A 14,050-nucleotide genomic window follows, 5' to 3' on the forward strand; every position below is an offset into this window, starting at 1 on the left:
AGCCAGGCTCGCTGCCATGCGACTCTGGCTGAGCGCTTATGAGTGACCACCTAGCTCGCCAGGACGAGCCCTCCGTAACGACTGATTTCCTTCTCGATTTCGGCGACGAGCGTTTCGAGCGCGGAATTTCTCGCCTTCCTGGCGCGGCGCACGACATAGGCCAAGGCAGGCGGCGCCGGCAGGTGCTCGGAGACGATCTGCATCTCGGGGCGCAGGTGGCGGCCGCTCAGAAGCGCTACGCCCATGGCCGAATTTACCGCGGCCACGATGCCGGCCGCGCTTGCACATTCGAACACGGTTTCAAGAACCACCCCTCCATCCTGTCCGATATCGAGCGCCCATCTTCGGTAGAAGCATTCGTCATCGAAGGACAGGAAGGGTATCGGGCCTTGCTGCGGCAGCGACAATTCCGGATGCTTGACCCAGTGAAGCTCCTCGCGGAACAGGACGACGTCGGTCGGTCGGACCTCATGAGCGAAGACCTGCAGGATCGCAGCCTCCAATTCGCCCCGATCCAGCATTGCCCGCAGGACCAGACTCATGCGGACCTTGGTGCGGACGGCGACGTGAGGATGCAGGCGGCGAAATCTCGCTAATATGCGCGCAAGATCGCTGCAGGCGGTGTCTTCGGTCAGGCCGAGAGCGATGCGCCCCTTGAGCGACGTTTTCGACAAACTCAGAAGCGCCTCGTCATGCAGCCCGAGGATTCGCCCGGCATAGTCCAGCAAATCCTCCCCGGCCGCGGTGAACATCGCTCCGCCCGGCTTGCGGCCGAGCAGGTCGCAATCGAGGCTCGTCTCGAGCCGTTTGACCTTGTGGCTGACGGCTGACTGCGACAAACCCAGAGCCTCGGCCGCGCGCGTGATCCCCCCGTGATGGCGGATCGCCCACAAGGCGCGCAGCGCATCGATTTCCAAACGTCGGCCGTTGAGCTCTTTCATCGCGATCCCCGTCATGAATATTGCGTGAATTATGCGGACCAAGTGCCCATTTGGCAATTTCACATTGCCGATCCGGCTGCGATGTCATGTTGCTATCGAAATTTGTCATGTGCAAAAGGGATCGCCGCCACCTAAGGCTGGGGAACGAACGACACGCCCGAGAGCGCCATGACCCACCAGCCCATCTCGCTGCCCGCAGCGAAACAGCATCGTCTCCTCTGGCCCCTCATGGCGACGCTACTGGTCGTCGGCTGGAGTTCCGGCTTCGTCGGCATTCGCTATGCAAGCGAAGAGGCGAGTGTAATGCTGGTTCTGTTCTGGCGCACGCTTTTGTCGGGGGTGATCCTGCTGCCCTTCGCGCTGATCATCGGTCCGCGGCTGCGGATGCGCGGCGTCGTGGAACAGATGCTGTTCGGCGTCATGTCGGTCTTCCTTTATCTCGGTGGCTTCGCACTGGCCATCGAACAGCGGGTTCCGACGGGACTGGTCGCACTCATCTCGGACCTCTTGCCATTGGCGATTGCCGCCCTGTCGCAACCCGTTTTGGGCGAACGCCTGAGCGCGCGGCAATGGTTCGGAACGGCAATCGCCGTTCTCGGCGTGCTGATCGTCTCGTTCGACAGCCTCAGCTTCGGCACGGCCCCGTTGTGGGCTTATGGATTGACGGTGGGCTCCATGCTTGTTTTTGCGCTCGCCTCGGTTCTGCACAAGCGACGGCGCACCCGGCACATGCCCGTGCACCAAAGCCTTTGCATCCATACCCTGACCGGTTCGGTGCTGTTCGGGCTGTGCGCTATGATGCAAGGGAACCTCGCCCCGCCGTTGACGCCCGCTTTCGGCGTGGGGATGGTCTGGCTGGTTCTGTTCGCGACCTTTGCCGCCTATTCGGTCTACTACACGAGCTTGCGTCTCTTCCCGGTGGCCCAGGTCAGCGCTGCGATCTATCTCAGTCCGCCTGTCACCATGCTGTGGGCCTGGGCGCTGTTTTCCGAGCCGCTGACCCCGGCTGTCTTGGTGGGGCTGACGGTGACGCTGGTCGGCGTTTGGATGACCTCGCGCGGCTGAGCCCTCGAGAATCTTTGATGGGGAACTGCGTGTTTCCACAGGCTGAAGCGGGGCAGCGGCAGTGAAGCCTTCTCAACCCCATCGTGCAGACGGCGAAGATACGGAGTTTCGCACCACGAGATCGGGCCTGAGGAATATCTCGGTCTCGGCCGGGCTGCGGTCGGAGAGAAGCTCCAAGAGAAGCGCCATGGCGTGTTTGCCGATCAGCGTGCGCGGCTGGCGGATCGTCGTCAAAGCCGGCGTCATGAATGTCGCCTGCGGCACGTCGTCGAAGCCTGTGACCGAGAAATCGCGCGGTATGTCATAGCCGCGTGCCTTCAGCCCTATCATCACCCCGAGTGCCGTCTGATCGTTGACGCACATGAATGCCGTCGGCAGCGTGTCGCGCACGAAGAGCCGCTCGACGGCAGCCCTGCCGCTCTCGAGCGTGCCATCGCCCTCCTGGACCAGCCGAAGTTCCGCCGGCACCCCCGCCGCATCGAGGCCCGCATCATAGCCGGCGCGGCGCCGCTTATAGGCAAGGCGGGTCCGCGAATCGCCGATGAAAGCGATCTTGCGATGACCTTCGGCGATGAGGAGGTCGACCACCTTGCGGGCGCCCTCGACATCGTCGACACCCACATAGGGTATGCCGCCGTTGAAGACGGGCTCGAATATGCCGACGCTCGGCGGCAGCCGCGCCGCTATCGTCTCGTGGCCGAAGGGCAGGATGCCGGTAAAGAGGATCAGACCCGCCGCCTGGTTGGAGTTGAGAAACTTCAGATATTCGACCGCGCGCTGGGCGTCGTTCTGGGTATGGCCGATCAGCACGCCGTATCCGTGCGACCGTGCCTCGTTTTCGAGGCCGACCAGGATGCTCGAAAAGTTCGGATCGCCGATATCCGGGGCGACGACCAGGATCATGTTCGAGCGGCCGAGGCGCAGGCTGCGAGCCATGGCATTGGTCGTATAACCGGTGATCGCGATCGCCTGGTTGACCTTCAGCCGCGTGGATTTAGCGACCTTCTCCGGGTTGTGGATTGCCCGCGATACCGTCGCGATCGAAACTTCAGCGATCCTGGCGACGTCTTCGATGGTTGCGGGCGTGGAATCCGACACTGCGCTCTGCCTTGCGTCTCCCTACTGCGTGTTTCCCTAAATCCCGATTTAGAGATAAAAACAAGCAGCTAATCAATCTGCTACGGCGGACTTTGCGTGTCTGACAAGAACGCGCGGCGCTGTACACGGCGGGACACTACACACACCGCGGGCAACGTCAAAGGCGGTCCGGCAAATTCCTGTGCATGCCGTTATGTAAACCTTTACATCGGGAGTGTAAAGGTTTACATAACGTCCATGGGCGGTCGGGAGCCGCAATGGGGGAAATCGATGAATCCGGAGACGGTAGACGCCGCGCGCGTCGTGCTGGAGGCGCGGCGGATCAGCAAGTCATTCAGCGGCGTGCAGGTGCTCTTCAGTGTCAATTTCGAGCTTCGCGCCGGCGAGATCCATGCCCTGATGGGCGAGAACGGCGCCGGCAAGTCGACCCTCGTCAAGATTCTTTCAGGGTTCGAGCAGCCCTCCTCGGGCGAGGTCCTGCTCGATGGCCAGCCGGTAACGCTTCCCGCAAACGGCGCGGCCGAAGCGCTGGGCATCGTCATCATCCACCAGGAATTCAATCTCGCCGAACATCTGACTGTTGCCGAAAGCCTGTTTCTCGGTCGCGAGGTGACGCGTTTCGGCGTGCTCGACCGCAAATATATGCGCGCGGAGGCGCGCCGGGTTCTCGATCTGCTCGGCTGTCACGTAGACGCGAACGCGCTGATCGGCAGTCTTTCAATCGCCGAAAAACAGATGGTCGAGATCGCCAAGGCCATCAGCCGCGACGCGCGGATCGTCTTCATGGACGAACCGACGGCCGTTCTCTCCCGCGAGGAGACCAACTTCCTTTTCCGGCAGGTGCGCAAGCTGCGCGACAGGGGCACGAGCTTCGTCTTCGTGTCGCACAAGCTCGACGAGGTCATCGAACTGACCGACCGGGTGACGGTGCTGCGCGACGGGCAGTGGGTAAAGACCGCCGCGACATCGATGCTCGACGGCGAGTCGATTGCGCAGCTCATGGTCGGCCGCGAAATGTCGAGTCTCTATCCCGCCAAGAATGAGCCGAACGTCGACGAAGAGGTCGTGCTGCGAGTCGACGCCGTCTCGACCGACTATGTGAAGGACGCCAGCTTCGAGGTGCGCAAAGGCGAAATACTGGGCTTTTCGGGCATGATCGGCTCCGGCCGCACCGAACTCATGGAAGCGGTCGCCGGCCTCAGGCCCCGCCTGTCGGGCGAGGTCACGATCCGTGGAGAGACCGCGCCTTCAGGCGACGTGCACGCGGCCAACCGGCGCGGTCTTGCCTACATGACCAAGGACCGCAAGGCGAAAGGCCTGTTGCTCAACTCCGGCATGACGACGAACCTGACCTTGCAGTCGCTCGGCCGGCATGCCCGCATCGGCTATCTCAGCCCGGCAAGCGAGGCGGCTGCGCTCGAAAGGGCCCGCCGCCGCTTCGACATCCGCGTGCGCGACGGCAATGTCGTCGCCAGGCGCATGTCCGGCGGCAACCAGCAGAAGCTGCTGCTCGCCAAGGTGATGGAAACGGAACCGGACATCATCATCATCGACGAGCCGACACGCGGCATCGACGTCGGCACCAAGCAGCAGATCTATCATTTCATCTCGGCGCTCGCGCGCGACGGCCGCTCGATCATCGTCGTCTCTTCCGAAATGCCCGAGGTCATCGGGCTTTGCACCAGGGTCGCGGTGATGCGCGAGGGACGCATCGTCGGCATGCTCGAGGGAGACGAGATCTCCGAGCAGGAGATCATGCGCTACGCAGCCGGACTGAAGAAAATGGCTGCCGCCTGACCGCTTGGACGCGCGGCGAAGGCAGGCACAGGAAAAGGAATTCCCCCGGCTCGGGGGCGGGAGAGGTTGATCTGGACATGAGCGTGAACGAGGAAAGCATCCAAAGCACAACGCACCGCCGGACGTGGCGGGACGTCGATCTCAGGGCGGTGGCGCCGTTTGCCGCCCTTGCACTGCTGTTGATCGTCGGTGCCATGGTCAACCCCAACTTCATCAGTCTCAACAACCTCGCCAACGTTGCCACCCGCAGCGCCTTCATCGCCATCATCGCTGTTGGCGCCACCTTCGTCATTTCCGCGGGCGACCTCGACCTTTCCGTCGGCTCGATGGTCGCCTTCGTGGCGAGCCTGATGATCCTGTTCATGAATTCCGGCGTGATTGCCGATCCGGCACTGATGCTCACGGCCGCGGTTCTCTTTGCGGTCGTCGCCGGTAGCGCCTGCGGGCTCGCCAACGGGCTGATCACCACGGTCGGCAGGATCGAGCCCTTCATCGCGACGCTCGGCACGATGGGCATCTATCGCGGCCTTACCACCTGGCTTTCGCAAGGCGGCGCGATCACCCTGCGCGAGCCGGAAATACAGGAGCTCTATCGCCCGGCCTATTTCGGCAGCATCTTCGGCATGCCGGTGCCGATCGCGATCATCCTCGCGGTCACTGCCGTCGCCGCCTTCATCCTTTATCGCACACGTTACGGCCGGCACGTGGTCGCGGTTGGCTCCAACAGCGACGTGGCTCGCTATTCCGGCATCGCCGTCAATCGCGTGCGCACCATCGCCTTCGTCATCCAGGGTCTCTGCGTCGCCGTCGCCGTGCTGCTCTACGTGCCGCGCCTCGGCTCCACCTCGGCCACGACCGGCATCCTCTGGGAACTGCAGGCCATCACCGCCGTCGTCGTCGGCGGAACGGCGCTCAAGGGCGGCGCCGGCCGCGTCTGGGGCACGATTTGCGGTGCCTTCATTCTCGAATTGGTCGGAAACATCATGCTCCTGTCGAACTTCATCAGCGAATACCTGATCGGCGCGATGCAGGGTGCGATCATCATCATCGCGATGCTCGTCCAGCGCTCGCTGGTACGCAAATCGTGACCAAGCCGGATCGAGCGCGATCCGGCCACATCAACCAAGACCTAGAATCATTGGGAGGAAGAAGCATGCGAAAGGGATTAATGGGCATTGCCGCCGTCACGATGATGGCACTGACGGGTGCAGCCCATGCACAAGACAAGAACGTCACGATCGGCGTGTCGATCCCGGCGGCCGACCATGGCTGGACCGCCGGCGTCGTGTTCCACGCCGAGCGCGTTGCCAAGCTGCTCATGGAGCAGCATCCGGGCCTCAACGTCATCGTCAAGACCTCGCCGGATCCGGCAAGCCAGGCCAACGCCGTGCAGGACCTCGAAACCCAGGGGATCGACGCCCTCGTGATCCTGCCGACCGACCCCGATCCGCTGGTCAATGCGATCAAGGAAATCAAGGGCAAGGGCACCTTCGTGGCGCTGGTGGACCGCGCGCCCTCGACCAACGACAACAGCGTGCGTGACCTCTATGTCGCCGGCAACAACCCGGCCCTCGGCCAGGTCGCCGGCGAATACATCAAGGCCACGACGCCGGAAGCCAAGGTGGTCGTCATTCGCGGCCTGCCGATCCCGATCGACCAGCAGCGTCAGGACGGCTTCGACAAGGGCATCGACGGCTCCAAGGTCGAAATCCTGGACCGCCAGTACGGCAACTGGAATCGCGACGACGCCTTCAAGGTCATGCAGGACTACCTGACCAAGTATCCGCAGATTGACGTCGTTTGGTGCCAGGATGACGACATGGCCGTCGGGGTGCTGCAGGCGATCGACCAGGCCAAGCGCACCGACATCCAGTATGTGGTCGCCGGAGCCGGTTCGAAGGACATGATCAAGCGGGTCATGGATGGCGACAAGATGATCCCGGTCGACGTGCTCTACCCGCCGGCGATGGTCGGCACGGCACTCGAAATGACCGTTGCCAACTTCTACGGCCAGGTCCCGGTTCGCGGCACCTACACGATCGACGCGACGCTGGTGACCAAGGAAAACGCCAAGGACTTCTATTTCCCCGATTCGCCGTTCTGATCGGACGTCGGAGCTAATCAAGACACGGCCTGCCTGAGGCTTTCTCCTCGGGCGGGTCTTTTTCTTTCGCGTTTATGCAACGGGCTACCCCCTCCGCCCTGCCGGGCAGAGGGGTGACCGTGGGCGCCTTCGCGGCCGCCTGTAATCAGCCTCACCCCGCCGGAAACGCCGCCACCACCTTCAACCCTCGACCGGCGTCACCCTCGTCCAGCCGCATGGTCCCGCCGTAAAGCCCGACGATTTCCTCGACGATCGGGAGGCCCAGTCCGGTACCGGGCGCTTCCTCGCCGCCGCGCCGGAAACGCTTGAGCGCCGCCTCGCGCAGCTCTGCCGGAATGCCCGGCCCATTGTCCTCCACTTCCAGCAGGACCGCGTGGTCCCCGCTCCCGACGCGCACGGTCACCTCCGCCCCGCGGCCGGCATAAAGCAACGCATTGCCGATCAGGTTCTTCAGGAGTTCGCCGACAAGCAGGGGCTCGGCGCGGATCCAATGCTCGCCCTCGCCGGCAAAGCCGAGATCGATGCCGGCTTCGCCCGCCGCCGGTACGTGGTCCGCCGTGACGGCGCGGGCAAGCCCGACGAGTTCGACCCGCTCCAATCCCCGCGCCTCGTCTCGGCCCGCGGCATCGATTTTGGCCATCAGCAGCAGCTGCGCGAGAATGCGCTCGGCATTGGCGACGGCCTCGTCCGCCTTCATCGCCGCCGCCCGGGTTTCCTCGATCGTCGTCGCCCGCTGCGCAAGCGCAAGCTGCGTGCGGATGATAGCAAGGGGGGTTCTGAGCTGATGGCTGGCATTGCCGGTGAAGTGCCGCAGGGCATCGAGGGCCGATTGCAGGCGGACCATGAAAGAGTTCACGGTATCGACGAGCCCCTGGACTTCGTTCGGCACCTGCTCTCGGATCGGATGCAGATCGTCGGGGCTGCGCTCGGCGATCGCATCGCCAAGCCGATAGAGCGGCCTCAGGGAAAAGGTGACGGCGACCCAGACGATCATCGCCGCCCCGGCGATCATCAGCCCGAGGCGCAGGGCCGAGCGGATGATGATGGTCTGCGCGAGCTGGCGCCGGGCGATCGTCGTCTCCGCGACGGTGACGACGAAGGGAACGGAATTGACCCCGGTCGAGGCGGAGCGTCTGAGTGCCGCCACGCGGATAGGTTCGCCGCGAAAGAGGGCATCTGCGAAGCTCGCCGATTGACCGGTGCTTTCGGAAAGCGAAGGCAGGGTCTGATAGCCGGTGATGAACTCGCCGGGCGGGCCGTCCACCCGGTAAAAGACCCGATCCTGCGCCGCCGATGTCAGCATCTCGAGCGCAACATAGGGGATGTCGACCTGCAACGAGCCGTCTTCGGCGACGACCACGCGCTCGGCGATCGCCAGCGCCGATCCGGCAAGCACCCGGTCCGAGACGGCATTTGCGGTCTTGACGGCTTCCCGGTAGGTATCCGCCAGCGCGACGACGCCGATTACGGCTGTCGAGATCAGCAGCCAGCCGAGCAGCCTGCGCCGCAGCGAATAGACGACCTTTCCGGGGGCGGCTGTCATTCGGGACCGGCCGTCTTGTCGAGATAATAGCCGATGCCGCGGGCGGTCCGTACGGTCAGCCCGAAGGGCGCCAGCCGCTTGCGCAGCCGGCTCACATATTGCTCGATCGCATTCGGGCTCAGATCGTCGTCCAGGCCCGTCAGCGATTGCACGATGGCGTCCTTGGCGACGACCTTACCGGCGCGCATGAACAGAAGCTCGAGAAGACCGAGCTCGCGCGCCGGAATTTCGATCGGCATGCCTGCCGAGGAGAAACTGCGCGAGGTGAGATCGAGCGAGACATTGCCATAGCTGACGACGGAGGCCCGCAACCCCGCTTGCCGGCGCAGGAGGACGCGCACGCGCGCCTCGAACTCGCCGATATCGAAAGGCTTGATCAGGTAATCGTCGGCGCCGAGGTCGAGTCCCTTGATCCTCTCCTCCGGCGTACCGCGCGCCGTCAGGATGAGAACCGCCGCGCGATTCTGCCGTGCCCGCATGGCACGCAGCACGTCCAGTCCATCCATCTCCGGCAGGTTCAAATCGAGGATCACCAGATCGAAGCTCTCGGCCGCAGCAACCGCATGCGCGGATGCGCCGTCGCTCACGACGTCGACGGCATAGCCGCTGCCCCGCAGAAGCGTCGAAAGGCCCTCCGCCAGGGCCCGATTGTCCTCAACCAGCAAGATACGCAATATCGCCTCTCCCCGGGATCACTCTATCGCTCGCGAGCTTGCTTGTGAACGGCAGCGCTCTCAGGCATTGTGAATTCATGCGGTTCTTGATTTCTCTCGCTTTTTTGATCCTGTCGGCCGCGGTCGCCAAGGCCGCGCCGACGTTCTTCCCGGCTCTCTCCGGTGACGGCGCCGCACCGGTCCTGACCGTCTATTCCTCGCTCGACGAACCCCTGGCGAGACCGATGATTAACGGCTTCCAGAAGGCAAATCCCGATGTCGCGGTCCGCTACGAGGACATGCTGACCGGCGAGATCTACGACAGGATCGTCAAGGAGACCGATGCCGGCGAGAAGACCGCCGATTTCGCCTTTTCCTCCGCCATGGACCTGCAGGTCAAGCTCAGCAATGACGGTTATGCGCAACGCAGCGACCTGCCTATGAGCGGACGCTGGCCTGCCTGGGCAAACTGGCGCAACACGGCTTACGCTCTCACCTTCGAGCCGGCCGTCTTCGTCTACCACAAGCCGAGCTTTCGGCACGAGCAGCCGCCGGCGACGCGCGCCGAATTCGTCGATTACCTCAAGCGGAAAGGAAACGCCGTCTTCGGCCGCATCGGCACCTACGACATCGAACGCTCCGGCGTCGGCTTCCTCTTCATGTCGCGCGACCAGGAGCAGTTCGGCGACATCTGGACGGTGATCCGCACCATGGGGTCGGCCGGAGTGAAGCTCTATTCGACCAGTCAGGCGATCCTGGAGAGGATTTCGGACGGGCGCTTCGTGCTCGGCTACAACATCCTCGGCTCCTATGCGGCCGACTGGGCATCGCGGCATCCCGATGTCGGCATCGTGCTGCCGAAGGACTATACGGTCGTCATGTCGCGCATCGGGCTGGTGCCGCAGGCCGCAGCCGCCCCCGAACTTGGCCGCCGCTATCTCGAATTCTTCATGTCGAAGGAGGGCCAGACGATCATGGCGCGGGAGCTGCAGATCCCGGCGGTCAGCCCCGAAGTCGCCGGCGAGAACACCGCGAACACCATGCGGGAAATGCTCGGAGGTCAGTTGAAACCCGTACCGGTCAGTCCCGGGCTGATGGTCTATCTCGACCAGGTCAAGCGGGCGCGGCTGATTGCCCGCTGGAACGAGATGCTGCGCCTGCAGTGAATAATAAGCAGGCAAACAAGTCATTTACGCGAAACGGACTTGATGTCAGGTTAATGTCAGCTTTCTATGTTGCTTAAGGTCGCCGGCGAACCGTGGAGGCGGACCGCCGGCAGCGTATCGGGAGGATTCACCAGTCCGGTCTAAGGTCGCCGTCGATGTCGACCAGCCGCTTCTCCCCTTCGCGAACGATAATCAATGTGCGCGTGACGAAGCGCGCCTCACGGAGGACCGACCTTGAAACACTTCTTCCTCGCATCCATTCTCGCCGGCGCAATTGCTCTGCCGGCCTATGCCGCCGACTACACGATCATCGCGCCGGCCAATCCCGGCGGCGGCTGGGACCAGACCGCCCGTTCGATGCAGACCGTCCTGCAGCAGGAGGGCATTTCCGGCAACGTGCAGGTCCAGAACGTTCCGGGCGCCGGCGGCACGATCGGCCTTGCCCAGTTCGCAAGCCAGCAGAAGGGCAACCCGAACGCGCTCCTCGTCGGCGGTTACGTCATGGTTGGCGCCATCCTCACCAACAACTCGCCGGTCACCCTCAAGGACGTGACGCCGATCGCGCGGCTTACGGGCGAATACGAAGCGATCGTCGTTCCCGCCGCCTCCGAGATCCAGACGATGAAAGATCTCGTCGAGGCGCTGAAGAAGGATCCGGGCGCGGTTTCCTGGGCAGGCGGCTCGGCCGGCGGTACCGACCATATCGCGGTAGGCCTGATTGCCAAGGCCGCTGGTGTCGATCCGACCAAGATCAACTACATCGCCTATTCCGGCGGCGGCGAGGCGCTTGCCGCGATCCTCGGCAGCCAGGTAACCGCCGGCATTTCCGGTTACGGTGAATTCGAGTCCCAGGTGAAGGCCGGAACGCTCCGTCTGCTCGCCGTCTCCAGCGCCGAACGCCTCGAGGGTATCGACGCGCCGACGCTGAAGGAATCCGGCGTCGACGTCGTGGTCGAAAACTGGCGCATGGTCGCCGCTGCCCCGGGCCTCACGGAAGAACAGAAGGCGGCAGTCTCCGCCGACATCGAGAAGCTTGCCAAATCCGCAGGCTGGCAGGAAGTACTGAAGACCAAAGGCTGGCAGGACACCTATCTCGCTGGCGCCGCCTTCGACGAGCAGCTCGCCAAGGACATTTCCGCCACGGAAACCGTCCTGAAGGACATCGGGCTGGTCAAATGAACAAGGGGAACAACCCTTCCGTCGAAACGCGCCGCCCCGACCGGGCGGCGCTGGTCATCGCCGCCGTTCTGGCAGCAATCGCCGGTGTGATCTTCTGGGACGTGTCTCGCCTGAGCGGCCTTGCCGGCTACTCGCAAGTCGGGCCGATGACCGTGCCCTACGCGATCGCCTGCTGTCTCATCGCGCTTGCGGTCTGGACGGCGGTCGAAGCCTGGCGGGGCGACTTTCCCGAACGCGAGCACCAGCAGGCGGGTCCGGTTGTCTGGATCGTCGCCGGACTTGCAGCGCAGATGCTGCTCTTGAACACGCTCGGCTTCTCGATCGCGACCGGCATTCTCTTCGCCCTCACGGCCCGCGGCTTCGGCAAACGCAAATTGTGGCTGACCGTGCCGGTCGGCGTCGTGTTCAGTTTCATCGTCTGGGCTGTCTTCGCCAAGCTGCTGCAATTGTCGCTGCCCGCAGGACCGCTGGAACGCCTGTTCTTCTAGAGCGGGATCAGGAAAAGTGTGTGCGGTCTTTCGCCCGCATCCCGCTCTTAACCTATCAGATCGATCACGTTCATGATTTCAGGTTCGATCCTGGAATCACCGTGATCTAAAGAAGGCCGACGACCATGGGTACTTTCGATTTCCTGCTGCAGGGGCTGCTGGTCGCTGCCCAACCGATGAACCTTCTCTACGCACTCATCGGCGTAACGCTCGGCACCGCCGTCGGCGTGCTGCCCGGCATCGGTCCCGCATTGACCGTCGCACTGCTCCTGCCGGTCACCTATCAGCTCGATCCGGCCGGGTCGCTCATCATGTTCGCCGGCATATATTATGGCGGCATGTATGGGGGTTCGACGACATCGATCCTGCTCAACACGCCCGGCGAAAGCGCCTCGATCGTCACCGCCCTCGAGGGCAACAAGATGGCGCGTGCCGGCCGTGGCGGTCCGGCGCTTGCCACGGCAGCCATCGGCTCCTTCGTCGCCGGCCTCATCGCCACGCTCGGATTGGCCTTCATTGCGCCCTATATCGTCAAGCTGGCGCTCGTCTTCGGCCCGCGCGAATATTTCGCGCTGATGGTGCTCGCCTTCGTCACCGTCTCCTCCGCCTTCGGCGACTCGACGCTGCGGGGGCTCACCTCGCTCTTCGTCGGCCTGACCCTTGCCTGCATCGGCATCGACCAGCTGACCGGCCAGGCGCGCCTTTCTTTCGGCGTGCCCGACCTCCTCGACGGCATCGAGGTGACGACTCTCGCCGTCGCCATGTTCGCGATCGGCGAGACGCTGTTCATCGCCGCGCAAGGCGACCGCGGCCCGGACAAGGTGGAAGCGGTCAAGGGCTCGGTCTGGATGAGCGCCACGGATTGGGCGCGCTCCTGGAAGCCGTGGCTGCGCGGCACCTTCATCGGCTTTCCCATCGGCGCCATGCCGGCCGGGGGCGCCGAGATCGGCACTTTCCTCTCCTATGCGGCGGAGAAGCGCCTGACCAAACATCCGGAGGAATTCGGCAACGGCGCCATCGAAGGCGTGGCTGGCCCGGAAGCCGCCAACAACGCATCCGCTGCAGGCACGCTGGTGCCGCTCCTCACGCTCGGCCTGCCGACCACGGCGACCGCCGCGATCATGCTCGCCGGCTTCCAGCAATACGGGCTGCAGCCGGGGCCGCTGCTCTTCGCCACCAATCCGCAGCTCGTCTGGGGTCTGATCGCCAGCCTCCTCATCGCCAATTTCATGCTGCTTGTCCTCAACCTGCCGCTGATCGGCCTCTGGGTGAGGCTGTTGACGATCCCGAAGCCGTGGCTCTATGCGGGCATCCTGCTCTTCGCAACGCTCGGCACCATCGGCGCCAATCCCTCGGTCTTCGAACTCGGCATGCTGCTGGCCTTCGGCCTGCTGGGCTACGTCATGCGCGTCTTCGGCTATCCGATCGCGCCGGTGGTCGTCGGCCTGATCCTCGGGCCGCTCGCCGAACAGCAGCTCCGCAGGGCGCTCTCGATCAGCCAGGGCGACATCACCGTGCTCTTCACGTCGCCGATCGCGGCCGTGCTCCTGGTGATCGCCGCGCTCGCGCTGGTCGTGCCGCTGATCCTCAGGGCTCGCGGCCGCGGCGAAGTGCTCGCACAACTCGCCGCCAGTGAAGACTGAGCGGCTTCCGACGATCTGGCAGGCCCGATCCGGCTGCCGCCCCTATTGCTGGAAGCGTGCGGGCCTGCTTTCGCTGCATGGCTGGGCTGAGGTTTTGTGCATTGCAAAACAACCCCGCCGGACCCATCTTTTGCTCATCGAATAGAAAACGAAAGCGAGCAAGAGATGACCAGCAAGAACCGCATGGGCTTCATCGGCCGCGCCTTCGCCGTACTCGGCGCCGCAACCGCTGCTGCCGCCGCCGTCGAAGGCCATCGCCGCCCCAAAGCACAGGATCTCCGCACCCTCGGCATCGATCCCGCAGCCTTCCCGGGCAATCGCCGGGGCTGACCTGCCCGGCGTCCAGGCCCCAGCCTGAAACAGGATCGCGTCG

General features: G+C 63.9%; 13 protein-coding genes. 8 read left to right on the forward strand and 5 right to left on the reverse strand.

Features of this window, described 5'->3' with window-relative positions:
- Positions 1-50: 50 nt before the first annotated feature.
- Positions 51-941, reverse strand: coding sequence for a LysR family transcriptional regulator (locus ACTJKL_RS05905; RefSeq protein WP_198516670.1), 891 nt, complete (start codon positions 939-941; stop codon positions 51-53).
- 168 nt (positions 942-1,109) lie between these two features.
- Between ACTJKL_RS05905 and ACTJKL_RS05910 the strand changes: the two genes are divergently transcribed.
- Complete coding sequence (locus ACTJKL_RS05910; protein WP_100671306.1) at positions 1,110-2,006, forward strand: DMT family transporter; 897 nt, start codon at positions 1,110-1,112, stop codon at positions 2,004-2,006.
- A gap of 72 nt (positions 2,007-2,078) precedes the next feature.
- Here ACTJKL_RS05910 and ACTJKL_RS05915 read toward each other — a convergent pair whose 3' ends face one another.
- Entirely contained in the window at positions 2,079-3,104 is a 1,026-nt protein-coding gene (locus tag ACTJKL_RS05915; protein ID WP_100671304.1) for a LacI family DNA-binding transcriptional regulator, read from the reverse strand.
- Positions 3,105-3,374: 270 nt separating this feature from the next.
- On the opposite strand from ACTJKL_RS05915, the gene ACTJKL_RS05920 reads away from it, so the two are divergent.
- The 3 genes from ACTJKL_RS05920 to ACTJKL_RS05930 all read left to right on the forward strand — a co-directional run bounded on the left by ACTJKL_RS05920 (position 3,375) and on the right by ACTJKL_RS05930 (position 7,005).
- Complete coding sequence (locus ACTJKL_RS05920; protein WP_026168724.1) at positions 3,375-4,901, forward strand: sugar ABC transporter ATP-binding protein; 1,527 nt, start codon at positions 3,375-3,377, stop codon at positions 4,899-4,901.
- Positions 4,902-4,978: 77 nt separating this feature from the next.
- Positions 4,979-5,989 carry an ABC transporter permease gene (locus ACTJKL_RS05925; protein WP_324764537.1) on the forward strand — a complete coding sequence of 337 codons (1,011 nt, stop codon included), beginning with the start codon at positions 4,979-4,981 and terminating at the stop codon, positions 5,987-5,989.
- Positions 5,990-6,054: 65 nt separating this feature from the next.
- The gene (locus ACTJKL_RS05930) at positions 6,055-7,005 is read left to right on the forward strand and encodes a substrate-binding domain-containing protein (RefSeq protein WP_522960289.1); all 951 of its coding nucleotides are present in this window, start codon (positions 6,055-6,057) and stop codon (positions 7,003-7,005) included.
- 151 nt (positions 7,006-7,156) lie between these two features.
- On the opposite strand, the gene ACTJKL_RS05935 is transcribed toward ACTJKL_RS05930, so the two are convergent.
- Positions 7,157-8,548 carry a sensor histidine kinase gene (locus ACTJKL_RS05935; RefSeq protein WP_440852429.1) on the reverse strand — a complete coding sequence of 464 codons (1,392 nt, stop codon included), beginning with the start codon at positions 8,546-8,548 and terminating at the stop codon, positions 7,157-7,159.
- Positions 8,545-9,222: a response regulator gene (locus tag ACTJKL_RS05940; RefSeq protein ID WP_018096195.1), complete on the reverse strand. Its 678-nt coding sequence runs from the start codon at positions 9,220-9,222 to the stop codon at positions 8,545-8,547. The genes ACTJKL_RS05935 and ACTJKL_RS05940 overlap by 4 nt, the downstream gene beginning before the upstream one ends.
- A gap of 77 nt (positions 9,223-9,299) precedes the next feature.
- On the opposite strand from ACTJKL_RS05940, the gene ACTJKL_RS05945 reads away from it, so the two are divergent.
- From ACTJKL_RS05945 to ACTJKL_RS05960, 4 genes are all read left to right on the forward strand, one after another.
- Positions 9,300-10,367 carry an ABC transporter substrate-binding protein gene (locus ACTJKL_RS05945; protein ID WP_100671296.1) on the forward strand — a complete coding sequence of 356 codons (1,068 nt, stop codon included), beginning with the start codon at positions 9,300-9,302 and terminating at the stop codon, positions 10,365-10,367.
- Positions 10,368-10,601: 234 nt separating this feature from the next.
- A complete protein-coding gene (locus ACTJKL_RS05950) occupies positions 10,602-11,546 on the forward strand; it encodes a Bug family tripartite tricarboxylate transporter substrate binding protein (protein WP_018096193.1) in 945 nt (314 codons plus the stop codon).
- Positions 11,543-12,034, forward strand: coding sequence for a tripartite tricarboxylate transporter TctB family protein (locus tag ACTJKL_RS05955; RefSeq protein WP_275599429.1), 492 nt, complete (start codon positions 11,543-11,545; stop codon positions 12,032-12,034). Before ACTJKL_RS05950 ends, ACTJKL_RS05955 begins: the two co-directional genes overlap by 4 nt.
- Positions 12,035-12,159: 125 nt before the next feature.
- Positions 12,160-13,677 (forward strand): tripartite tricarboxylate transporter permease, encoded by a 1,518-nt coding sequence (locus tag ACTJKL_RS05960; RefSeq protein WP_018096191.1) that lies wholly within the window; start codon positions 12,160-12,162, stop codon positions 13,675-13,677.
- A 42-nt stretch (positions 13,678-13,719) separates the two neighbouring features.
- Here ACTJKL_RS05960 and ACTJKL_RS05965 read toward each other — a convergent pair.
- Positions 13,720-14,050 (reverse strand): hypothetical protein (locus ACTJKL_RS05965; RefSeq protein WP_440852607.1); only part of this gene is annotated, 331 nt, incomplete at its 5' end.

The organism is Sinorhizobium sp. 22678 (assembly GCF_052044265.1).
Lineage (GTDB): Bacteria > Pseudomonadota > Alphaproteobacteria > Rhizobiales > Rhizobiaceae > Sinorhizobium > Sinorhizobium meliloti_A.

Bases quoted from the DNA above. Each gene is read 5' to 3' on its own strand.
- ACTJKL_RS05905 (WP_198516670.1), bottom strand. From the start codon at position 941: ATGAAAGAGCTCAACGGCCGACGTTTGGAAATCGATGCGCTGCGCGCC.
- ACTJKL_RS05910 (WP_100671306.1), top strand. From the start codon at position 1,110: ATGACCCACCAGCCCATCTCGCTGCCCGCAGCGAAACAGCATCGTCTC.
- ACTJKL_RS05920 (WP_026168724.1), top strand. From the start codon at position 3,375: ATGAATCCGGAGACGGTAGACGCCGCGCGCGTCGTGCTGGAGGCGCGG.
- ACTJKL_RS05925 (WP_324764537.1), top strand. From the start codon at position 4,979: ATGAGCGTGAACGAGGAAAGCATCCAAAGCACAACGCACCGCCGGACG.
- ACTJKL_RS05930 (WP_522960289.1), top strand. From the start codon at position 6,055: ATGCGAAAGGGATTAATGGGCATTGCCGCCGTCACGATGATGGCACTG.
- ACTJKL_RS05935 (WP_440852429.1), bottom strand. From the start codon at position 8,548: ATGACAGCCGCCCCCGGAAAGGTCGTCTATTCGCTGCGGCGCAGGCTG.
- ACTJKL_RS05945 (WP_100671296.1), top strand. From the start codon at position 9,300: ATGCGGTTCTTGATTTCTCTCGCTTTTTTGATCCTGTCGGCCGCGGTC.
- ACTJKL_RS05955 (WP_275599429.1), top strand. From the start codon at position 11,543: ATGAACAAGGGGAACAACCCTTCCGTCGAAACGCGCCGCCCCGACCGG.
- ACTJKL_RS05960 (WP_018096191.1), top strand. From the start codon at position 12,160: ATGGGTACTTTCGATTTCCTGCTGCAGGGGCTGCTGGTCGCTGCCCAA.